We start from the raw sequence: 20,012 nt of genomic DNA on the forward strand, positions 1-20,012 counted from the left end.
CCAGCGCAAGGCATCCGAGGAGCCTGTCGAGTAGCAAGTCAGGCGCCCGCGAGGCCGCCGCGCCCATTCTCAATGTCGAGTAGGCCGCGCAGCGGCCGTATCGAGACCCGCGCGAGTTCGTCTCGATACGGCGCCTGCGGCGCCTACTCGACGAGCGGGGTGGGGACGGCGCCTGCGGCGCCTACTCGACGAGCGGAGGAGGCGGCCCCTCCACCCGCCCTCCCGCCCGCCGGCGCTCGCGGTAGCCCTCCCAGTCGCGCTTCTTCGCGCTGGCGGAGATCGCCGCGAAGTCGCCCCGGATCAGCGCCTCGCGCTTGGCCCTGCTCCAGCCCTGCAGCTGCTTCTCGAGCGCGAAGCACGCTGCGATGGAGTCGTCGAAGTGCGCGAACACCAGCTCGACCGGGCGTCGCCGCTTCGTGTACGCAGCGCCCTCGCCGCGCTGATGCTGGTCGAGGCGGCGCTCGACGTCCCAGGTGCTGCCGACGTAGGTGGAGCCGTCGCTGCAGCGGAGGATGTAGACCCAGGGCATGGGGGTCATCGTGCGGCTCTGGCGGTGGCGCGGGGGTGCGGATGCGTCGGGGCTGTGGAGAGAGTGCGGTTCGGGTTCGTCTCGATACGGCGCCTGCGGCGCCTACTCGACGAGCGGTGGGGTGGCGGGAGTGCAGCGCCTGCTCGACGAGCGGGGTAGCGGTGGCGAGAGGCTCAGCGCTCGGGGGAGCAGTGCGTCTCGAGCGCCACGAGCGCGGGCTCGTCGCCGGCGCTCACGTGCAGCACGGTGAACTCGGCCGTGTGCAGCATCGACGCGCGGTGCGTGCGCTCCGACTCCAGCGCATCCGTCGCGTGCACGACCGCGGTCACGATCTCGGGGATGATCGGCGCGTGCGAGCAGAGCACGGTGCCGCGCCGCTTGCGCACCGCCGTGCCGATGCGCCGCGCGAGCGCATCGCGCGGGTCGACGGGCGACTCCTGGCTGATGTCGGCCGTCGCCTTGGGCTCGAGCCCCGTGAGCGCCGCGAGCGGCTCGACGGTCTGCCGGCAGCGCACGGCGTCGGAGGTGACGATGCGCTCCGGGCCGAAGGCGGCGATGCCGGGCGCGATCGACCGCGACTGCCGCTCGCCCCGCTCCGTGAGCGTGCGCGACGCATCCGCCCCCTCCCAGGAGAACGGGCTCGCCGCCTTCGCGTGCCGCAGCGCGACGATCGGGAACGTGCGCTCGTGGCCGCGCTCGAGGCGCTCCTCGAACCGCTCGATGATCGCGACGTCGTGCCGGTAGCTGCAGCGCGCCTTCGCGTCGGCGATCGGCAGCCACTCGAGCTCGAGGATCTCGTCGTTCGGCGCGAACGCCGACGCCGCGACGGTCGCCTCGTCGACGGCCGCCTGCCAGTAGTAGACGACCTTGTCGCGGCCGTCGGGCAGCCGGTACTCGCTGTGGCCGAGCGGCGCGCCGAGCACGATCGCGAGGCCGGTCTCCTCCTCCATCTCGCGCGCCGCGCACTCGGGCAGCGTCTCGCCCGGGTCGAGCTTGCCCTTCGGCAGCGAGTGGTCGCGGTGCTGCGTGCGCTCGACGAGCAGCACGAGCACCTCGCCGTCGACGCGCCGCCAGAGCACGGCGCCGGCGGCGAGCACCGGCGTCGCGGGCAGGTCGGTCACCGGTTCGTCCGCTTCCGGCGCTGGATCTGGATCATGCGGTCGCGGTGCAGGTCGTCGAGCGGGGCGCCGTCCTCGGTGTAGAACCGGCGCGTCCACGTGCCGTCCGACTCGGCGATCCAGGCGGCGGTCTGCGGCGACATCGCCTTGTCGAAGTGCTGCGAGATGTCGCGCATGTGCTCGCTCGAGGTGAGCTGGATGAGCGTCTCGACGCGGCGGTCGAGGTTGCGGTGCATCATGTCGGCCGAGCCGATGAAGACCGCCTCGCTGCCGTCGTTCCAGAACGCGAACACGCGCGAGTGCTCGAGGTAGCGGCCGACGATCGAGCGGACGACGATGTTCTCGCTCAGCCCCGGCACGCCCGGCTTGATCGAGCAGATGCCGCGCACCCAGATCTGCACCTCGACGCCCGCGCGGCTCGCGCGGTAGAGCGCGTCGATGATCTGCTCGTCGACGATGGAGTTGAGCTTGAGGCGGATGCGCGCGGTGCGGCCGGCGGTGGCGGCGGCGGTCTCGCGCTCGATGCGCTGCAGCAGCCCCTTGCGCAGGTGCCGGGGTGCGACGAGCAGCCGCTGGAACGACTTCTCCTTCGCGTAGCCCGAGAGCTCGTTGAACAGCCGGGTGATGTCGCGGCCCACCTGGTCGTTGTCGGTGAAGAGCCCGAAGTCCTCGTAGATGCGGCTCGTCTTCGGGTTGTAGTTGCCGGTGCCGATGTGGCAGTAGTGCCGCAGCCGGCCGTTCTCGCGCCGCACGATCATCATGAGCTTGCAGTGCGTCTTGAGCCCGACGATGCCGTAGACGACGTGCACGCCGGCGCGCTCGAGCTGGCGCGCCCAGCGGATGTTGGCCTGCTCGTCGAAGCGCGCCTTCACCTCGACGAGCGCGAGCACCTGCTTGCCGGCGGCGGCCGCGCGGATGAGCGCCGCGACGACGGGGGAGTCGCCGGAGGTGCGGTAGAGCGTCTGCTTGATGGCGAGCACGTCGGGGTCGTCGGCGGCCTGCTCGAGCAGCGCCTGCACGCTCGTCGCGAACGACTCGTACGGGTGGTGCACGAGCACGTCCTTGCGCGTGATCGCCTGGAAGAGGTCGGGCTGGTCGTCCTGCTCGCCGGGGAGGAACGAGGGCGCGGTGACGGGCACGCGCTTCGTGTAGTGCAGGTCTGGCCGGTCGATGCCGGCGAGCTGGAACAGGCCGCTGAGGTCGAGCAGCCCGGGCAGCCGGTACACCTCGCGGTCGGTGATGCCCAGCTCGTCGACGAGCAGGTCGAGCGTGTCGTCGTCCATGTCCTCGGCGACCTCGAGGCGGATGGGCGGGCCGAACTTGCGGCGCGAGAGCTCGTGCTCGAGCGCCTTGATGAGGTTCTCGGTGTCGTCCTCGTCGATCGTGACGTCCTCGTTGCGGGTGACGCGGAAGACGTGGTGCTCGACGATCTCCATGCCCGAGAAGACCTCGTCGAGGTTGTTGGCGATGAGCTCCTCGAGCGGCAGGAAGCGCTGCGAGCCGTCGCCGCCGCGGGAGAGCTCGACGAAGCGCGGCAGCACCGCGGGCACCTTGAGGCGAGCGAACTGCTCCTCCTCCTCGTCGGGCACGCGCACGCGCACGGCGAGGTTGAGCGAGAGCCCCGAGATGTAGGGGAACGGATGCGCGGGGTCGACCGCGAGGGGCATGAGGACGGGGAAGATCTCGGCCTCGAAGCGCGCCGACATGGCCTCGCGCTCGGCGTCGCTCAGCTGCCCCCACGTGACGATGCTGATGCCGGCGGCCTCGAGCTCGGGCGCGAACGACTGCTGCGCGGCGCGCGCGTGCCGCTGCTGCAGCTCGTGCGCGCGGTGCACGATCTGGTCGAGCAGCTCGTGCGGGGCGATGCCGACGTTCGTGGGCACGGCGAGGCCGGTCGTGATGCGGCGCTTGAGGCCCGCGACCCGCACCATGAAGAACTCGTCGAGGTTGGAGGCGAAGATCGCGAGGAAGTTGGCGCGCTCGAGCAGCGGCACGCGCGGGTCCTCGCCCAGCTCGAGCACGCGCTCGTTGAAGGCGAGCCACGACAGCTCGCGGTCGAGGAAGCGGTCGGCGGGCAGCCCGTCGTCGGTGGGCGTGCCCTGCATCTCGGCCGACCAGCTCGACTCGTCGTCGTAGTCGTCGAAGTCGGCCTCGTTGGCGTCGTGGAAGCTCTGCTCCTCCTCGAGCGAGCGCGTGCGGCGCTCGAGGGGCGGCTCGTCGGTCGCGGGGGCCGAGCCGGGGGCGGTGACGTCAGTCATGCCGCCATTGTGTCAACGACGGGTGGACGGCGCGCGGTGCCAGCGCACGTCGATGGCCCACTGGTCGAAGCCGGCACCCCGGTAGAGCGCGAGGGCCGCGGCGTTCTCGCCCTCGACGTAGAGGTGGGCCGTGCTCGCGCCGAGCGCGCGCATGCGCACGAACGCGGCCTCGAGCATCCGCCCGCCGAGCCCCGCGCCCTGGCGCGCGGGCGAGACGCCGAGCACGTACAGCTCGGCGACGTCGCCGTCGGGCTTGACCCACGCGAACGCGTCGAGGCCCTGCTCGCCGGGCGCGACGATGAGGTTCGCGTCGTCGTGCCACGGCTCGGCCATGCGTGCGGCGAGGTCGTCGGCCGACATGCGGCCCTGCTCGGGGTGGTCGGCGAAGGCGGCGGCGTTGAGCGCGAGGAGGGCGGATGCGTCGGCGGGCTCGAAGGGCCGCACCCCGTCGGGCAGGCGGTCGGCCCCGGCCGGCACGGGCGCGCGCAGCTGCAGGAGCGTGCGCACCTGCGTCATCCCGAGCCGCTCGGCGATCGCGCGCGCGCCGGGCAGGTCGCCGTGCGCCCACGCGTCGAACCCGTCGAGCTCGGCGGCGACCCGCTCGGCGAGCGCGCGGCCGAGGCCCCGGCGGCGCAGCTCGGGCGCGACGGCGAGCTCGACCTCGCGCTCGGCGTCGCTCACGACCGCGAGCGCGCCGGCCTCGCCGACGACGCGCCGCTCGCCGCGCTCGAGCTCGACGAGCGCCTGGTCGTTGAACGGGCGGCTGCCGTCGTGCGCCGCGCACGCGTCGGCGAGGGCCCGCACCTCGACGATCACTCGTCCACCAGCTCGAACCGGTAGCCGACGCCGCGCACCGTGCCGATGACGCTCTCGAGGTCGCCGAGCTTCGCGCGCAGCCGCCGCACGTGCACGTCGACGGTGCGGGTGCCGCCGAAGTAGTCGTAGCCCCACACCTCGCTCAGCAGCTGCTCGCGGGTGAAGACGCGCGCCGGGTGCGAGGCGAGGAACCGCAGCAGCTCGAACTCCTTGTAGGTGAGGTCGATGGGCTTGCCGTCGACCTTCGCCTGGTAGCTGGCCTCGTCGATCGAGAGCCCGCTCGTGACGATGGGGCCGGCCTTGTGGCGGCGCGAGGAGGCGAGGCGGATGCGCGCCTCGAGCTCGGCGGGACCGGCGGAGTCGAGCACGATGTCGTCGACCCCCCAGTCGGCGGTGACGGCCGTGAAGCCGCCCTCCGACAGCACGAGCAGCACGGGCGTCGAGTCGCCGTCGAGGAGGCGGCAGATCGCCTTGGCGGCGGCCAGCTCGACCGCGCCGTCGACGATCGTGAGGTCGGCGTCGGGGGCGTGCGCGACGGCGGCCGCGGTGCCAGGGAGCGTGGTGACGCGATGCTCGAGGAGCTCGATGCTCGGCAGCACGCCCTGGTCGCGGCGGGTGAAGATCACGACGTGCGCCATCCAGCCTCCTGCCAGCACGATCCTACCCAGCGCCGCGTGCGGCCTGCGCCGCCGCCCGACCTGCGACACAATGAGCGGCATGACGTGGCGATGGGCGAGCGTGTGGCCGGTGTGGCTGCTCGCTGCCGTGGGCGCCGTGCTCGTGGCACTGCTGCAGCCCGACGACGGCATCGTCTGGCTGCCGATCGTGCTGGGCGTGTGCACGCTCACCGCGTTCGCGATCCAGCTCGGCGGACCGACGGTGCCGGGCCTCGTCGACCGGCTCGCGGCGGCCGTCTTCGGCTCGGTCGTGGTGCTGGCGCTCGCGAGCGCGATCCTGGTGCCGCTCACGGCGCTGTAGGCCGGGCGGCCGCCGGGGGAGGGCTAGGATCGACGCATGGCAGGAATCCCCGTCGTCGCCCTCGAGATCTTCTTCCTCGGTCTGCTCGGCCTTGCGATGGTCGCGATCCTCGGCGTCTCGTTCGTCGTGATCCGCAACCTCTTCAAGGGCCAGCGCTAGCCGGTGCTCGAGCTCGATCCCACGCTCCCGGCGGAGCTCGGCCCGCTGCAGTGGCTGATCGGCAGCTGGGAGGGCACGGGCGTGCTCTCCTTCCCGGTCGGCGACCGCACCGTCGAGCGCGAGTTCGGGCAGCGCGTCTCGTTCGCCCATCACGGCCACCCCTACCTCGCGTACGAGGCGTACGCCTGGATCCTCGACGACCAGCTGACGCCGCTCGCGGCCGAGACCGGCTTCTGGCGGCTCGCCCGGCCCGCGGCCGCCGCCGACGCCGGTCCCGGCATGCTGCCGCCCGAGGGCGCCCCGGCCTACGACTCCGCCGAGGCGGTCGAGGCCCTGCGCCGCCCCGACGGCGCCTTCGACCTGCAGGCCCTCATCGCGCATCCGGCCGGCGTCGCCGAGCTCTACCTCGGCACGATCGACGGCCCGCGCATCGACCTCGCGACCGACGCGGTGCTGCGCGGCGCGGGCGCGAAGGAGCACACCGCCTCCACCCGCATGCTCGGCCTCGTCGACCAGCACCTGCTGTGGGCGTGGGATCTCGCGGCGCTCGGCCAGGGGCTCGAGAGCCACGCCTCGGCGAGGCTCGCCCGGGTCACGCCGAGCGAGGCGAACGAGGGCCGATGAGCGCCGCCGTGCTCGCCGCCGCGATCCCCGGCGCCGTGCTCGACGAGGCCACCGGCCTGCCGCTGCACGTCGGCAACCCGATGGCCGAGCAGCGCCGGCTGCGGCAGGGCGCGCTCGTGCTGCTGCCGCGCGACGTGCTGCGCATGACCGGCCCCGACACGCTGCCGTGGCTCGACTCGATCACGAGCCAGGCGCTCACGGCGCTCGCGCCGGGCGACTCGGCCGAGACGCTCGTGCTCTCGCCCGAGGGGCGCATCGAGCACGCGCTGCGGCTGCGGTGGACGGGCGACGAGCTCTGGATCCTCGTCGACGCCGGCACGGGCGACGCGCTCGAGGCGTGGCTGACGCGGATGCGCTTCTTCAAGCAGGTCGAGATCGACCGGCCGGGCGTCGTGGTCGTCGGCACCGCGGGCGAGCCGGCCGCCGACCTCGCCTGGATCGACGGCTGGCCCGAGGTCGCGCCCGGCGGCGTGCGCTACGGCGAGCCGACGGGGGAGCCGTGGCGCTGGTCGGAGGCGATCCTCGCGCCCGACGAGGCCGCCGCGCTCGACCCGGCGCGCTTCGTCGGCACGCTCGCCGCCGACGCGCTGCGCATCGCCGCCGGCCGCCCGGCGCTCGCCGAGGTCGACGAGCGGTCGATCCCGCACGAGCTCGACTGGCTCACGACCGCGGTGCACCTGCAGAAGGGCTGCTACCGCGGGCAGGAGACGGTCGCGAAGGTGCACAACCTCGGCGCCCCGCCGCGCCGCGTGGTGCTGCTGCACCTCGACGGCTCCGAGAACGCGCCGGTGGCGGCGGGGGATGCGGTGGTGCGGCCGGGCGAGGACGCCGCAGAGGTCGGCACGGTCACCTCGGCCGCGATGCACGACGAGCTCGGGCCGATCGCCCTCGCGGTGGTCAAGCGCGGCGCGCCCGCCGACGAGGACCTCGCGGTGCGCACGGCCGACGGCGTGCTCGTCGCCGCCGCCCAGCAGGTGCTCGTGCCGCCGACGGCCGGCCACGCGCACCGGCCGCCGCGGCTGCCGCGGCTCGGCGCGGTGCGCCGGCCCGCGCCCCCGGCGTAGCGCGCCGCTCACGCTCGCGGCGCGACGGCCTCCCACGCGACCGTCAGCTCGCCGAGCCGCCACCTCGCCGCCGTGCCGAGCACCGGCCAGCCGGTGTCGCGCATCCGCCGCACCGTCGCCTGCCAGCGCTGCACCGCGCCGAAGTCGGCGAGCGGCGCGTGCGACGCCCACGCGCGGTCGAGCTCGGCGAGCAGCGCGTGCACGCGCTCGCCGGGCACGTTGCGGTGGATGAGCGCCTTCGGCAGCCGCTCCGCGACCACCGACGGCGCCTCCATCGCGTCGGAGCCGAGCTCGTCGACCTTGAGCGCGATCGTGAGCGAGCGGGGGCCGGCGGCGTCGAGCGCCACCCAGGAGCAGACGCGGCCGACCTCGTTCGAGGTGCCCTCGACGAGCAGGCCGCCCGGCGCGAGCCGCTCGAGCATCGTCGCCCAGTGCCCGGCGACCTCGTGCTCGTCGTACTGCCGCAGCACGTTCATCGCGCGGATCACGTGCGGCGGCCGCGGCGCGGGCACCTCGAAGCCGCCGAGCGCGAACGACACCCGCGCGTCCTCCGCGATCGCGCGGCCGTACCGCGTCGGGCCCGCCTCGCGGGCGGCGGCGAGCTCGGCGGTCGCGAGGGCGACGCGCTCCGGGTCGATCTCGAGCCCCAGCACCTCGAGGGTCGGGTTGCCGCGCGCGAGCCGCTCGTGCAGCTCGAGGCTCGTGGTGGCGCTCGCCCCGTAGCCGAGGTCGACCACGAGACAGCCGGGCACGCGCGCGGCCCCCTGCGCCGCGATCCAGCGGTCGACGCGGCGCAGCCGGTTCACCCCGGTCGTGCCGCGCGTGATGCGCCCAGTCGGCTTCGCCACGCCTCCATTGTCGCGGCGACGGGAGCGGGGACGACCCGGAGGCCGCCCCCGCCCCGGGTCACAGCTCGGTGAGCAGCTGCCGCATCTCGGCGATCTCGGCGGTCTGGTCGTCGAGCATGCGCTGGGCGAGCTCGCCCACGGCGTCGGCGCGGCCCATGCTCAGCTCAGCGAGCAGCCCGGCCGGCTCGGCCGGCGCTGCGGCCGGCATCGCGTGCCCGGCGTGGTCGCCGTGCGCGGCGGCCGCAGCGGGTGCGGCGTGCCCGTCGTGGGCGGCGGACTGCGCGATGCCCGCCTCGTGGGCGGCGTGCCCGCCGCCGGAGAGCGTGTGCATCGCGAGCAGCCCCACGAGGATCGCGGTGACGGCGAGCAGCGCGAGCAGCAGTCGCCGCGGGGCCAGCGGCCCTCGCGGAGCGAGCCTGCGCAGCGCATCCATCGCGTCCACCTCCGTCGCCGTCGATGCGACCCCGGCCGTGCAGCCGGCCCCGGGCGTCGCCGCCGACGGGGGCGGCTGCGCCCGACAGGGGCGGGCGCGCCGGCCCCGCTCGGGCGCAGCCGCCCCAGCGGGCATGCCCGGCTTCGGCACGCGCTCGCGGGCTAGGCTGGCGGCATGACCGAGCGCACCCTCATCCTGCTCCGCCACGGCCAGTCGACGTGGAACGAGAGCAACCAGTTCACCGGTTGGGTCGACGTGCCGCTGACGCCGAAGGGCGAGGCGGAGGCGAAGCGCGGCGGCGAGCTGCTGCGCGAGCACGGCGTGCTGCCCGACGTGCTCTACACGTCGCTGCTCACCCGCGCGATCAAGACCGCCAACATCGCGCTCGACGCGGCCGAGCGCGACTGGATCCCCGTGCACCGCTCGTGGCGGCTCAACGAGCGCCACTACGGCGACCTGCAGGGCAAGGACAAGGCCGAGACGCTCGAGCAGTACGGCGAGGAGCAGTTCATGCTCTGGCGCCGCTCGTTCGACACCCCGCCGCCGCCCATCGCCGACGACAACCAGTACTCGCAGGCCGACGACCCGCGCTACGCCGACATCGACGGCGAGGTGCCGAAGACGGAGTGCCTGAAGGACGTCATCGAGCGCTTCCTGCCCTACTGGGAGTCGACGATCACGAAGGACCTCGACGCGGGCCGCACCGTGCTCGTCACCGCGCACGGCAACTCGCTGCGCGCGCTCGTGAAGCACCTCGACGGCATCTCCGACGACGACATCGCGGCCCTCAACATCCCCACCGGCATCCCGCTCGTCTACCGCCTCGGCGATGACAACATGCCGCTCGGGCCGGGGGAGTACCTCGACCCGGAGGCCGCGGCCGCCGGTGCCGCCGCCGTGGCGAGCCAGGGCAAGCACTGACCGCGCGCTGACGCGCGCACGCGAAGAGGGCCCCGCGATCGCGGGGCCCTCTCGTCGTGCGGGGCGGCTCAGCCGAGGTCGGCGGGCTGCACCGGCTCCGGCGACAGCGCCGCGTGCGCATCCTCGTCGCCCACCCAGTCGCCGGTCGCGAGGTACTTGACCTTCTTGGCGATGCCGACCGCGTGGTCGGCGAAGCGCTCGTGGTAGCGGCTCGCGAGCGTCGCGTCGACGGTCGTGTGCGCTGCGCCCTGCCACTCGGTGCCGAGCACGTGCGAGAACACGTCGCGGTGCAGCTGGTCGACGTGCTCGTCCGAGGCCTCGATGCGCTCGGCGATCGAGAGGTCCTGGGTCGCGAGCAGGTCGCGCAGCAGCTTGGCGATCTCGATGTCGCTCGCGCCCATCTCGACGAAGGTCGGCTGCAGCGACTCGGGCACCACCTGCATCGGGAAGCGGTAGCGCGCGAGCATCGCGATGTGCCGGGCGAGGTCGCCCATGCGCTCGAGCGACGCCGAGATGCGCAGCGCCGAGACGACGATGCGCAGGTCGCGGGCGACCGGCGACTGGCGGGCGATGATGTCGATCGCGAGCTCGTCGAGGGCGGACGCCTTGTCGTCGATGAGCGGGTCGGCGGCGATCACCTGCTCGGCGAGCTGCACGTTCGAGTCGCCGAACGCCCGCACCGCCGCCTCGATCGAGACGATGACGTGGTTGGCGATGTCGACGAGGCGGTCCTGCACCTCGGCGAGCTCCTGCTGGAAGACGTCGCGCATTGCTCCTGCTCCTTGCTGTGCCACCCACTGCGTCGCAGCACGGGCATGGTCGGACACCGAGTGTTTCGTCGCCAGGTTACCGGGGGGTGTCCGCAGTCTGAACCCCAGGGGGGTACATCGCGCGCCACTACGCTGGCGGGGTGGACGCCTCCTGGTACGTGCTCCTCGCGCTCCTGCTGGGCTTCGCGATCGGAGCGGCCTCGGTGCATCTGCTCGGCGTGGCCGCGCAGCGCGGCCGCCGGGTGATGGCGATCGCGAGCGAGCCGGTGCCCGACGGCATCGCTGCGATGGTGCACGTGCTCGAGTCGGCGGGCATCGTCATGGACGGCTCGAGCCAGGTCATCCTCTCCTCCCCGGTCGCCGTCGCGCTCGACCTCGTCGACGGGCGCGCGCTGCGCTCGCCCGAGATCCTCGCCGCGGTGCGGCGCGTGCGGCGCACCGGCGAGGCCGAGGTGCTCGACCTCGTGCACCGCCGCGGCCGCATCGGCACGGGCACCGAGATGCACCTGCGCGTGCGCGTCGCGCCGCTCGGCAATCGCTTCATGCTCGTGCTCGCCGCCGACCGCACCGAGGAGCTGCGGCTCGCGGGCGTGCGGCGCGACTTCGTCGCCAACATCAGCCACGAGCTGAAGACCCCCATCGGCGCCGTCGCGGTGCTCGCCGAGGCGATCGAGGCGGCCGCCGAGGACCCGGCCCGCGTGCGCGCCTTCGCCGGCCGCATGCAGCTCGAGGCCGACCGGCTCGCGCGCATGTCGAAGGAGCTCATCGACCTGTCGCGCATCGAGGCCGCCGACCCCCTCGCGCACGCGGAGCGCGTCTCGATCAGCCGCATCGTCGACGTCGCGATCGACCGCAACAAGGTGCAGGCGGCGGCGAAGCGGATGCGCATCATCCCGCGGGTGCTGGACGAGGCGGAGGTGCTGGGCTCGGAGGAGCTCGTCACGATGGCCGTGCAGAACCTCGTCGCGAACGCCGTGCAGTACTCGCCCGAGGCGACGCACGTCGGCGTCGGCGTGCGCGTCGCCGACGGCATCGTCGAGATCGCGGTGACCGACAAGGGCGTCGGCATCGCGCCGGAGGAGCAGGAGCGGGTCTTCGAGCGGTTCTACCGCGTCGACCCCGCGCGCAGCCGGGTGACCGGCGGCACCGGCCTCGGCCTCAGTATCGTGAAGCACGTCGCCGCCAGCCACGGCGGCGAGATCACGCTCTGGTCGCGCCCCGGTCAGGGCTCGACCTTCACCCTGCGGCTGCCGGTCGCCGGCGCCCCCGCGAAGGAGACTGCATGACGCGCATCCTGATCGTCGAGGACGAGCACGCGCTCGCCGAGCCCCTGTCGTACCTGCTCGAGCTCGAGGGCTACGAGACGGCGCACGCCGACGACGGCGACCGCGCGGTGCAGATGTACGAGCAGGAGGGAGCCGACCTCATCCTCCTCGACCTGATGCTCCCTGGTCGCAGCGGCACCGAGGTGTGCCGGCACATCCGCCGCACCTCGCAGGTGCCGATCATCATGGTGACCGCGAAGGACAGCGAGGTCGACACGATCGTGGGGCTCGAGCTGGGGGCCGACGACTACGTCACGAAGCCGTACTCGTCCCGCGAGCTCGTCGCGCGCATCCGTGCCGTGCTCCGCCGCCGCGCGGCCGAGGAGGAGGACGACGACTCGGTGGTCGAAGTCGGCCCGGTGCGCCTCGACGCCGACAGCCACACCGTCACCGTCGGCGGCGCCGAAGTGGCGATGCCGCTGCGCGAGTTCGAGCTGCTCGAGTACCTGATGCGCAACGCCGGGCGCGTGCTGACGCGCGGCCAGCTCATCGACCGGGTCTGGGGGAGCGACTACTTCGGCGACACGAAGACGCTCGACGTGCACATCAAGCGGCTGCGGGCGAAGATCGAGGACGACCCCTCGAACCCGACCCGCGTGGTCACGCTGCGGGGGCTCGGCTACCGCTTCGAGCGGTAGCCCGCCTCACTCGCCCGCGACGGGCGCGAGGTCGGCGTAGTCGGGGAACTCGGTCGAGAAGACCTGCACGCCCACGCCCGCAGGCTCCGCGCCGTCGGCCTGGAACGAGACGTTGCGCTGCGCGCCGAACTCGATGTCGCCGCCCGCCTCGAAGACGAGCTGCTGCTCGGGGAAGCCGTAGGTGGTGACGCCGCTCGGGATGCGCACCTGCTGCGCCTCGTCGTCGACGCGCACCTCGACGAAGGTGGCCTCGCCGTCGTTCGTGAAGGTGACCGCGAGGTTGAGCGCGTCGCCCTCGGGCTCGCCGATGAGCATGGCGTTGTGGAACTCGACCGTGCCGGTCTGGCCCGAGATGCCGTCGGATGCGTCGTACTGGATCGTCGTCGCCTGCGGCGTGAGGATGTTGCAGCCGGTCGCGGCGAGCGCGACGACGACGGCTGCGGCTGCTGCGGCGAGGGAGCGGTGACGCACGGGGACCCTTTCGACGAGGCCGGCAGCGCTGCTTCGGATGCGCCGCCGGTCGGGCTTCACTCTAGTACGCCGCCCGCCGCGGCGGGCGTCCGCGCGACCGGTCGACGCGGCCGGGGACCCAGCGCGGAGCGCGATCCAACCACTCCCGGGTACGCGCTCGCGAGCGACACGCTGTGATAAAATCAAGGTTCTGGCTATGACGAGGAGCATTCGATGAACTTTGAGGTCGGAGAGACGGTCGTCTACCCCCACCACGGCGCCGCGACGATCACCGAGGTCAAGGTCCGCAAGATCAAGGGCGTCGAGACGACCTACCTCAAGCTCAACGTCGCACAGGGCGGGCTGACGATCGAGGTCCCCGCGCAGAACGTCGACATGGTGGGCGTGCGCGACGTGATCGGCGAGGAGGGCCTCGGCCGCGTGTTCGAGGTGCTGCGCGCCGACTTCACCGAGGAGCCGACCAACTGGGCCCGCCGCTACAAGGCGAACGTCGAGAAGCTCGCCTCGGGCGACGTGATCAAGGTGAGCGAGGTCGTGCGCGACCTGTCGCGCCGCGACCAGGACCGCGGCCTGTCGGCGGGCGAGAAGCGCATGCTCGCGAAGGCGCGCCAGATCCTCGTGTCCGAGCTGGCGCTCGCCGAGCACACCGATGAGGACGCGGCCGCGTCGCGCCTCGACGAGGCCCTCGCCCCCGCGAGCTGAGCCGCACCGCAGACCGAGGCGCCCTGTCCCCAAGGCAGGGCGCCTCTTCTGCTGTCGCCCCGCCCGAGGTTCGAGGAGGCGGACCGCAGGGCCGCCGTCTCGAGACCATGCCACCCCGCGCGCCCTAGGCTGACCGGGTGACCGACACCGCCCTCATCGTCGTCGCCGCCGGCAGCGGCACGCGCCTCGGCCGCGGCGTGCCGAAGGCCTTCGCCGAGGTCGCGGGCGCGACCATCCTCGAGCACGCGCTGCGCGGCCTCGCGGGCGTCGACGCGCGGCTCGTCGTCGTGGCGCCGGACGGGCTCGAGGCGGATGCGTCGGCGATCGCCGAGCGCGCGGGGGTCGTCGCGTCGGTGGTGACGGGCGGCGCGACGCGCGCCGACTCGGTGGCCGCGGGCCTCGCCGCCGTCGGCGACGCGCGCCGCGTGCTCGTGCACGACGCGGCCCGGGCGCTGACCCCGCGCGAGGTCGTGCAGCGGGTGATCGACGCGCTCGCGGCGGGCGCCGCGGCGGTGGTGCCGGTGCTGCCGGTGATCGACACGATCCGCGAAGCGCACGACGGCGAGCTCGGCGGGATCGTCGACCGCTCGCGGCTGCGCGCGATGCAGACCCCGCAGGGCTTCGACGCCGCGGTGCTGCGTCGCGCCTACGCCGAGGCGCCCGACCGGGCCGCCTCGACCGACGACGCGCAGCTCGTGCAGGCGCTCGGCGTCGACGTCGTGGCGGTCGCGGGCGCCGAGCTCGCCTTCAAGATCACGACGCCCGCCGACGCCGAGCGCGCGGCATCGCTGCTGGCGCCGCAGCCCGCTGCCGCTCCCGAGGTCCGCGTCGGCATCGGCGCCGACGTGCACGCCTTCGGCGGCGACGGCCCGCTGCGGCTCGCGGGGCTCGAGTGGGAGGGGCAGGGCCTCGCCGGCCACTCCGACGGCGACGTCGTCTGCCACGCGATCGTCGACGCGCTGCTGGGCGCCGCGGGCCTCGGCGACATCGGCGCGCTCGCCGGCGTCGACGACCCCCGCTACGCGGGCGCGCGCGGCGAGGTCTTCGTCGGCGCCGCGGTCGCGCTGCTCGCCGAGCACGGCTGGCGGCCGACGAACGTGGCGGTGCAGGTGCTCGGCGTGCGCCCGCGCATCGGCAGCCGGCGCGACGAGGCGCAGCGGGTGCTCTCGGCGATGGTGGGCGCGCCGGTCAGCGTCAGCGGCACCACCACCGACGGGCTCGGCGCCCTCGGGCGCGGCGAGGGCGTCCAGGCCATCGCGACCGCGCTCATCGCGCGCCGTTCCCCGCTCGTCGAGTAGCGCCGGAGGCACGTATCGAGACGAACCCGCCGGCACAGGCAGATCTCGATGCGGGGCCTGCGGCGCCTGCTCGATCAGCGGTCGGGGCGGGATGGGCGCAGTAGCCTTGGGCCCGTGACCGTGCGCATCTACGACTCCCGCCAGCAGGCCGTCGTCGACCTGCAGCCGCTGCAGCCGGGCCGGGTGTCGATGTACGTCTGCGGGCCGACGGTGCAGTCGTCGCCGCACATCGGGCACGTGCGCAGCGCCGTCGCCTACGACGTGTGGCGCCGCTGGCTCGAGCACCGCGGGCTCCGCGTCGCGTTCGTGCGCAACGTCACCGACATCGACGACAAGGTGCTCGTGAACGCCGTCGACGAGCCGTGGTGGGCGCTCGCGTACCGCGTCGAGCTCGAGTTCTCGGCGGCCTACCGGGCCGTCGGCGTGCTCGCGCCGACCTACGAGCCGCGCGCCACCGCATCCGTGCCCGAGATGCACGCGCTCATCGCGCTGCTCATCGAGCGCGGCCACGCCTACCCGGCGCTCGACGGCTCGGCCGACGTCTACTTCGACGTGCGCTCGTGGGAGGCGTACGGCGCGCTCACCCGCCAGTCGGTCGAGAAGATGGAGCCGGCCGCCGACGCCGACCCGCGCGGCAAGCGCGACCCGCGCGACTTCGCGCTCTGGAAGGCGCAGAAGGAGGACGAGCCCGAGTCGGCGTCGTGGGCGTCGCCGTGGGGCCGCGGCCGGCCCGGCTGGCACATCGAGTGCTCGGCGATGGCGCGCCGCTACCTGGGCGACGCGTTCGACATCCACGGCGGCGGCCTCGACCTGCGGTTCCCGCACCACGAGAACGAGCTCGCCCAGTCGACCGCGGCGGGGCTCGGCTTCGCGAGCGTGTGGAGCCACAACGGGCTCGTCAACGTCGACGGCGAGAAGATGTCGAAGTCGCTCGGCAACTCGATCTTCGCCGCCGACCTGCTGCGCGCCGTGCGCCCGATCGTCGCGCGCTACTTCCTCGTCGCGCCGCACTACCGCTCGACGATCGACCTGCGCACCGCCGACGGGAGCCTCGAGGGCGGCTCGCTCGCCGAGGCCGAGACGGCGTTCGGCCGCATCGAGGCGATGCTCGACCGCGCCGCGCGCATCGGCGCGCTGCCCGACGAGGCGGTGCCGGATGCGTTCGGCGCGGCCATGGACGACGACCTCTCGACTCCGCAGGCGGTTGCGGTGCTGCACGACACCGCGCGCGCCGCGAACATCGCCCTCGACGCGGGCGACGACCGGGCGGCCCTCGAGCGGGCGGGCCAGGTGCTCGCGATGCTGCGGGTGCTGGGGCTCGACCCGGGCGACGAGGTGTGGCATTCTGGGCAGTCGGCCGAGGCGGGCGCGCTCGCGAGCCTCGTCGAGACGCTCCTGGCGGAGCGCCGCTCGGCCCGCGAGGCGCGCGACTTCGCCGCCTCCGACCGCATCCGCGACGCGCTCGCGGCCGCCGGCATCCTCGTCGAGGACGGCAAGCACACGACCACCTGGAGCATCGCATGAGCAAGCCGCAGCGCACGCCGCGCAAGAAGGGCCCCCTCAAGGGCACCGGCGGCCACGGCCGCAAGGCACTCGAGGGCAAGGGCCCCACGCCGAAGGCCGAGGACCGCTCCTGGCACGTCGCCGGCAAGCGCAAGGCGGCGCGCGAGCGCTACGAGGCCGCCTCGTCGAAGGGCCGCCCGTCGCAGCCGCCGCGGCACCGCAAGCCCACGTCGGCCAAGGACGACTCCGAGCTCGTGACCGGCCGCAACGCGGTGCTCGAGGCGCTCCGCACGAAGATCCCGGCGACGTCGCTCATCCTGGCCGCGCGCCTCGAGATGGACGACCGCGTGAAGGAGATCCTCTCGATCGCGACGAAGCGCGGCGTGCCCATCCTCGAGGTCATGCGCCCCGAGCTCGACCGCATCTCGGGCCACGACACCGTGCACCAGGGCGTCGCGCTCAAGGTGCCGCCGTACCAGTACGCGCACCCGATCGACCTGCTCGAGCAGGTCGTCGACCGCGGCCAGACGCCGCTCTTCGTCGCGCTCGACGGCGTCACCGACCCGCGAAACCTCGGCGCGATCATCCGCTCGGCCGCCGCGTTCGGCGCGCAGGGCGTCATCGTGCCGCAGCGCCGCTCGGTGGGCGTCACCGCGAGCGCCTGGAAGACGAGCGCCGGCGCCGCCGCGCGCGTGCCGGTCGCGATGGCGTCGAACCTCACTGCCTCGCTCAAGGAGCTGAAGTCGCAGGGATGCTTCGTCATCGGCCTCGACGGCGACGGCGACGTGGCGCTCCACGAGCTCGAGCTCGCCAACGGGCCGCTCGTCATCGTCGTGGGCAGCGAGGGCAAGGGGCTGTCGCGCCTCGTCGCCGAGACCTGCGACGCGATCGTCTCGATCCCCATCGAGTCGATGACCGAGTCGCTGAACGCCGGCATCGCCGCATCCGTCACGCTCTACGAGGTCGCGAAGCGCCGCTCGCAGCGCTGAGCTGTCGCGCCCGGCGCAGCGCCGGGCGGGTCAGACCTTGTCGCGCCAGTCGCCGCCGTCGTCGTCGTCCTGCAGGTCCTGCAGGGTGACGATCGGCATCGTCATCGTCGTCGGCACGTTGAGCAGCGCCGCCTCGTCGCGCAGGTAGGCGAGCTGCGTCTCGATGTAGCTCGCGGCCGCCTCGACGAGCGGCACCTCGCACTGGCGCTGCTCCGACAGGTACCAGCGGTGCTCGAGCACGTGGTGGAACACCTCGGGGCCCTCGAGCTTGCCGCGCAGCTCGAGCGGCACCGACTCCACGATCGGCGCGAAGACCTGCTCGAACCACTCGTTGGCGAGCGCCTCGTCGCCGACGTTCGGGCGCTGGTCGTGCTGCACGGCGACGTACTCGTCGAGGTCGTTGAGCAGCCGCCGCGCCTGGTTCTCCTGCGCGTCGATGCCCGTGAGCGACTGCAGCCGCCGGTGGTGGTGCCCGGGGTCGACGACCTTGGGCTGGATGCGCACGGTCGTGCCGCCGTCGCCCGTGCTGATCGAGAGCTCCTCGATGTCGAAGCCCAGCAGGTTCAGGCGCTCGATGCGGTCGCGGATGCGCCAGCGCTCCGAGGCGGGGATCACCTGCTCGGTGGTGAGCTCGTGCCACAGCGAGCGGTACTGCTCGACGATGGAGCCGGCGACCGCGACGGGGTCGATCGACGGGTCGAGGCGCTCGCCGGCGGCGAGGTCGAGCAGCTCGCCCGCGATGTTGACGCGCGCGACCTCGAGATCGTCCTCGCGGCGGCCGTCCGAGAGACCGTCGCGCTCGAGGGTGCCGGTCTCAGCGTCGACGAGGTAGGCGGCGAAGGCGCCAGCGTCGCGGCGGAACAGTGTGTTCGACAGCGACACGTCGCCCCAGTAGAAGCCCACGAGGTGCAGCCGCACGAGCAGGCCCGCGAGGGCGTCGACGAGGCGCTGCGCGGTCGACGGCTGCATCGAGGAGGAGTAGAGCGCGCGGTAGGGGAGCGAGAAGCGCAGGTGCCGGGTCACGAGCGCGGCGTTCAACGGCTCGCCGTCGGCGTCCGAGCGCCCCGCGATCACCGCGAGCGGCTCGACGCACGGCACGTCGAGGCGCTGCAGGGTGCGGAGCATCGAGTACTCCCGCGACGCCATCTCCTCGGTCGTCTCCTTGATGGCGACCACCCGGCCGTTCAGCCGCGCGAAGCGCACGAGGTGGCGCGAGATGCCCTTGGGCAGCTGCACGACGTCGTCCTCGCTCCACTCGTCGAGCGGCAGGTCCCAGGGCAGGTCGAGCAGCGTCGCGTCCATCACCGAGGAGGTGATCCGCATGTCGGAGCGCATGCGGCCATCGTAGGCCCGCCCGCGCATCCGCCCAGGAGCGATCCCGGCGCCTGCGGACGCGGCGACGGGCCCCGGCGCGATGCCGGGGCCCGTCGCTCGGTGCGCGCTCAGAGGCGCGTGCCCGACTCCTTGTCGAACACGTGCAGGTGCGTCGGGTCGGGCGTGATGAAGACCGTGTCGCCGGCGGTCGCGTGGTTGCGGCCGTCGACGCGCGCGACGATGTCGACGCGCTTGCCCTCGACGTCGGCGTGGCCGTACAGGTAGCCGTCGGCGCCGAGCTCCTCGACGAGGTCGACCTCGACCGGCAGGCCGTCGCCCTGCTCGGAGACCGAGACGTCCTCGGGGCGGACGCCCACGACGACGCCCTCCTTCGCCTTCGCGAGCCGCTCGCGCTCGATGGTGGTGAGGTGCTGGCCGAAGTGCACGCCCTGGTCGCTCATCTGCAGCGACATGAGGTTCATGGCCGGGCTGCCGATGAAGCCGGCGACGAAGACGTTCGCCGGGTTCGCGTAGAGGTCGCGCGGCGTGCCGACCTGCTGCAGGATGCCGTCCTTCAGCACCGCGATGCGGTCGCCCATCGTGAGCGCCTCGGTCTGGTCGTGCGTGACGTAGACGGTCGTGACGCCGAGGCGGCGCTGCAGCGACGCGATCTGCGTGCGCGTCTGCACGCGCAGCTTGGCGTCGAGGTTCGACAGCGGCTCGTCCATGAGGAACACCTGCGGCTGGCGCACGATCGCGCGGCCCATGGCGACGCGCTGGCGCTGGCCGCCCGAGAGCGCCTTCGGCTTGCGGCCGAGGTAAGGCTCGAGGTCGAGCAGCTTCGCCGCCTCCTCGACGCGCTTCGCGCGCTCCTCCTTGGCGACGCCCGCGATCTTGAGCGCGAAGCCCATGTTCTCGGCCACCGTCATGTGCGGGTACAGCGCGTAGTTCTGGAAGACCATCGCGATGTCGCGGTCCTTCGGCGGCATGTCGGTGACGTCGCGGTCGCCGATCATGATCCGGCCGTCGTTGACCTCCTCGAGGCCCGCGAGCATGCGGAGGGTGGTGGACTTGCCGCAGCCGGAGGGGCCGACCAGGACGAGGAACTCGCCGTCGGCGATCTCCAGGTCGATCGAGTCGACCGCGGGCTTGGTGCTCCCCGGATAGAGCCGGGTTGCGTTGTCGAACGTCACAGACGCCATCGTCGTGCTTCCTTTCCACCGGCAGGGACGTGCCGGACGATCCGTAGTGGTG

General features: G+C 73.4%; 22 protein-coding genes. 11 read left to right on the top strand and 11 right to left on the bottom strand.

The features are described 5' to 3' along the window. Positions 1-181: 181 nt before the first annotated feature. From MU522_RS07460 to MU522_RS07480, 5 genes are all read right to left on the bottom strand, one after another. Complete coding sequence (locus MU522_RS07460) at positions 182-529, bottom strand: GIY-YIG nuclease family protein (protein ID WP_246990434.1); 348 nt, start codon at positions 527-529, stop codon at positions 182-184. A gap of 173 nt (positions 530-702) precedes the next feature. Continuing rightward, a complete protein-coding gene (locus MU522_RS07465) occupies positions 703-1,650 on the bottom strand; it encodes an NUDIX domain-containing protein (RefSeq protein ID WP_246990435.1) in 948 nt (315 codons plus the stop codon). Beyond that, a complete protein-coding gene (locus MU522_RS07470; RefSeq protein WP_281439981.1) occupies positions 1,647-3,905 on the bottom strand; it encodes an RNA degradosome polyphosphate kinase in 2,259 nt (752 codons plus the stop codon). Before MU522_RS07470 ends, MU522_RS07465 begins: the two co-directional genes overlap by 4 nt. Before the next feature lie 12 nt (positions 3,906-3,917). Beyond that, positions 3,918-4,721 carry a mycothiol synthase gene (mshD, locus tag MU522_RS07475; RefSeq protein ID WP_246990436.1) on the bottom strand — a complete coding sequence of 268 codons (804 nt, stop codon included), beginning with the start codon at positions 4,719-4,721 and terminating at the stop codon, positions 3,918-3,920. After that, positions 4,718-5,359 carry a response regulator transcription factor gene (locus MU522_RS07480; RefSeq protein WP_146355498.1) on the bottom strand — a complete coding sequence of 214 codons (642 nt, stop codon included), beginning with the start codon at positions 5,357-5,359 and terminating at the stop codon, positions 4,718-4,720. Before MU522_RS07480 ends, mshD begins: the two co-directional genes overlap by 4 nt. A gap of 79 nt (positions 5,360-5,438) precedes the next feature. On the opposite strand from MU522_RS07480, the gene MU522_RS07485 reads away from it, so the two are divergent. The 4 genes from MU522_RS07485 to MU522_RS07495 are packed head-to-tail and all read left to right on the top strand — an operon-like array spanning position 5,439 to position 7,546. Further along, on the top strand, positions 5,439-5,699 hold the full coding sequence (locus MU522_RS07485; RefSeq protein ID WP_128190066.1) for a hypothetical protein: 261 nt from the start codon (positions 5,439-5,441) through the stop codon (positions 5,697-5,699). Between the two features lie 36 nt (positions 5,700-5,735). Beyond that, positions 5,736-5,858: a hypothetical protein gene (locus MU522_RS13275; RefSeq protein WP_263970107.1), complete on the top strand. Its 123-nt coding sequence runs from the start codon at positions 5,736-5,738 to the stop codon at positions 5,856-5,858. A gap of 3 nt (positions 5,859-5,861) precedes the next feature. Further along, positions 5,862-6,482 (top strand): FABP family protein, encoded by a 621-nt coding sequence (locus MU522_RS07490; RefSeq protein ID WP_246990437.1) that lies wholly within the window; start codon positions 5,862-5,864, stop codon positions 6,480-6,482. Then, positions 6,479-7,546 carry a glycine cleavage T C-terminal barrel domain-containing protein gene (locus tag MU522_RS07495; RefSeq protein WP_246990438.1) on the top strand — a complete coding sequence of 356 codons (1,068 nt, stop codon included), beginning with the start codon at positions 6,479-6,481 and terminating at the stop codon, positions 7,544-7,546. Before MU522_RS07490 ends, MU522_RS07495 begins: the two co-directional genes overlap by 4 nt. Positions 7,547-7,554: 8 nt before the next feature. Here the strand turns inward: MU522_RS07495 and MU522_RS07500 are convergent, their stop codons facing one another. Both MU522_RS07500 and MU522_RS07505 read right to left on the bottom strand, forming a co-directional pair. Next, entirely contained in the window at positions 7,555-8,394 is an 840-nt protein-coding gene (locus MU522_RS07500) for a class I SAM-dependent methyltransferase (protein WP_246990439.1), read from the bottom strand. 58 nt (positions 8,395-8,452) lie between these two features. Continuing rightward, entirely contained in the window at positions 8,453-8,827 is a 375-nt protein-coding gene (locus MU522_RS07505) for a hypothetical protein (protein ID WP_246990441.1), read from the bottom strand. Between the two features lie 174 nt (positions 8,828-9,001). On the opposite strand from MU522_RS07505, the gene MU522_RS07510 reads away from it, so the two are divergent. After that, positions 9,002-9,748, top strand: coding sequence for a phosphoglyceromutase (locus MU522_RS07510; protein WP_128190699.1), 747 nt, complete (start codon positions 9,002-9,004; stop codon positions 9,746-9,748). 68 nt (positions 9,749-9,816) lie between these two features. Here the strand turns inward: MU522_RS07510 and phoU are convergent, their stop codons facing one another. Then, positions 9,817-10,518: a phosphate signaling complex protein PhoU gene (gene phoU, locus MU522_RS07515; RefSeq protein ID WP_146355490.1), complete on the bottom strand. Its 702-nt coding sequence runs from the start codon at positions 10,516-10,518 to the stop codon at positions 9,817-9,819. 140 nt (positions 10,519-10,658) lie between these two features. Between phoU and MU522_RS07520 the strand changes: the two genes are divergently transcribed. Further along, positions 10,659-11,804: an ATP-binding protein gene (locus MU522_RS07520; protein ID WP_246990442.1), complete on the top strand. Its 1,146-nt coding sequence runs from the start codon at positions 10,659-10,661 to the stop codon at positions 11,802-11,804. Next, positions 11,801-12,481 (top strand): response regulator transcription factor, encoded by a 681-nt coding sequence (locus tag MU522_RS07525; RefSeq protein WP_128190354.1) that lies wholly within the window; start codon positions 11,801-11,803, stop codon positions 12,479-12,481. Before MU522_RS07520 ends, MU522_RS07525 begins: the two co-directional genes overlap by 4 nt. A 6-nt stretch (positions 12,482-12,487) precedes the next feature. Here the strand turns inward: MU522_RS07525 and MU522_RS07530 are convergent, their stop codons facing one another. Further along, complete coding sequence (locus MU522_RS07530; RefSeq protein WP_128190353.1) at positions 12,488-12,952, bottom strand: hypothetical protein; 465 nt, start codon at positions 12,950-12,952, stop codon at positions 12,488-12,490. A 213-nt stretch (positions 12,953-13,165) separates the two neighbouring features. Between MU522_RS07530 and MU522_RS07535 the strand changes: the two genes are divergently transcribed. The 4 genes from MU522_RS07535 to rlmB all read left to right on the top strand — a co-directional run bounded on the left by MU522_RS07535 (position 13,166) and on the right by rlmB (position 17,444). Beyond that, entirely contained in the window at positions 13,166-13,654 is a 489-nt protein-coding gene (locus MU522_RS07535) for a CarD family transcriptional regulator (RefSeq protein ID WP_128190352.1), read from the top strand. Between the two features lie 137 nt (positions 13,655-13,791). Then, positions 13,792-14,952 carry a 2-C-methyl-D-erythritol 4-phosphate cytidylyltransferase gene (gene ispD, locus MU522_RS07540; RefSeq protein WP_246990443.1) on the top strand — a complete coding sequence of 387 codons (1,161 nt, stop codon included), beginning with the start codon at positions 13,792-13,794 and terminating at the stop codon, positions 14,950-14,952. A 114-nt stretch (positions 14,953-15,066) separates the two neighbouring features. Beyond that, positions 15,067-16,476: a cysteine--tRNA ligase gene (cysS, locus tag MU522_RS07545; protein WP_246990444.1), complete on the top strand. Its 1,410-nt coding sequence runs from the start codon at positions 15,067-15,069 to the stop codon at positions 16,474-16,476. Next, positions 16,473-17,444 carry a 23S rRNA (guanosine(2251)-2'-O)-methyltransferase RlmB gene (gene rlmB, locus MU522_RS07550; RefSeq protein ID WP_246990446.1) on the top strand — a complete coding sequence of 324 codons (972 nt, stop codon included), beginning with the start codon at positions 16,473-16,475 and terminating at the stop codon, positions 17,442-17,444. Before cysS ends, rlmB begins: the two co-directional genes overlap by 4 nt. Positions 17,445-17,474: 30 nt before the next feature. Here the strand turns inward: rlmB and MU522_RS07555 are convergent, their stop codons facing one another. Both MU522_RS07555 and ugpC read right to left on the bottom strand, forming a co-directional pair. After that, positions 17,475-18,779, bottom strand: a complete 1,305-nt coding sequence (locus MU522_RS07555) for a DUF4032 domain-containing protein (RefSeq protein WP_246990448.1) — start codon at positions 18,777-18,779, stop codon at positions 17,475-17,477. Between the two features lie 107 nt (positions 18,780-18,886). Further along, positions 18,887-19,960, bottom strand: coding sequence for a sn-glycerol-3-phosphate ABC transporter ATP-binding protein UgpC (gene ugpC, locus MU522_RS07560; protein ID WP_246990449.1), 1,074 nt, complete (start codon positions 19,958-19,960; stop codon positions 18,887-18,889). Between the last annotated feature and the right edge of the window lie 52 nt (positions 19,961-20,012).

This window comes from Agrococcus sp. SCSIO52902 (assembly GCF_022983135.1).
GTDB classification, from domain to species: Bacteria; Actinomycetota; Actinomycetes; order Actinomycetales; family Microbacteriaceae; genus Agrococcus; species Agrococcus sediminis.

Excerpts from the sequence above, each read along its gene's own strand:
- MU522_RS07525 (WP_128190354.1), top strand. The coding sequence starts at position 11,801 with ATGACGCGCATCCTGATCGTCGAGGACGAGCACGCGCTCGCCGAGCCC.
- MU522_RS13275 (WP_263970107.1), top strand. The coding sequence starts at position 5,736 with ATGGCAGGAATCCCCGTCGTCGCCCTCGAGATCTTCTTCCTCGGTCTG.
- MU522_RS07460 (WP_246990434.1), bottom strand. The coding sequence starts at position 529 with ATGCCCTGGGTCTACATCCTCCGCTGCAGCGACGGCTCCACCTACGTC.
- MU522_RS07485 (WP_128190066.1), top strand. The coding sequence starts at position 5,439 with ATGACGTGGCGATGGGCGAGCGTGTGGCCGGTGTGGCTGCTCGCTGCC.
- rlmB (WP_246990446.1), top strand. The coding sequence starts at position 16,473 with ATGAGCAAGCCGCAGCGCACGCCGCGCAAGAAGGGCCCCCTCAAGGGC.
- phoU (WP_146355490.1), bottom strand. The coding sequence starts at position 10,518 with ATGCGCGACGTCTTCCAGCAGGAGCTCGCCGAGGTGCAGGACCGCCTC.
- MU522_RS07470 (WP_281439981.1), bottom strand. The coding sequence starts at position 3,905 with ATGACTGACGTCACCGCCCCCGGCTCGGCCCCCGCGACCGACGAGCCG.
- ugpC (WP_246990449.1), bottom strand. The coding sequence starts at position 19,960 with ATGGCGTCTGTGACGTTCGACAACGCAACCCGGCTCTATCCGGGGAGC.
- MU522_RS07510 (WP_128190699.1), top strand. The coding sequence starts at position 9,002 with ATGACCGAGCGCACCCTCATCCTGCTCCGCCACGGCCAGTCGACGTGG.
- MU522_RS07555 (WP_246990448.1), bottom strand. The coding sequence starts at position 18,779 with ATGCGCTCCGACATGCGGATCACCTCCTCGGTGATGGACGCGACGCTG.
- MU522_RS07495 (WP_246990438.1), top strand. The coding sequence starts at position 6,479 with ATGAGCGCCGCCGTGCTCGCCGCCGCGATCCCCGGCGCCGTGCTCGAC.
- MU522_RS07535 (WP_128190352.1), top strand. The coding sequence starts at position 13,166 with ATGAACTTTGAGGTCGGAGAGACGGTCGTCTACCCCCACCACGGCGCC.
- MU522_RS07480 (WP_146355498.1), bottom strand. The coding sequence starts at position 5,359 with ATGGCGCACGTCGTGATCTTCACCCGCCGCGACCAGGGCGTGCTGCCG.
- MU522_RS07505 (WP_246990441.1), bottom strand. The coding sequence starts at position 8,827 with ATGGATGCGCTGCGCAGGCTCGCTCCGCGAGGGCCGCTGGCCCCGCGG.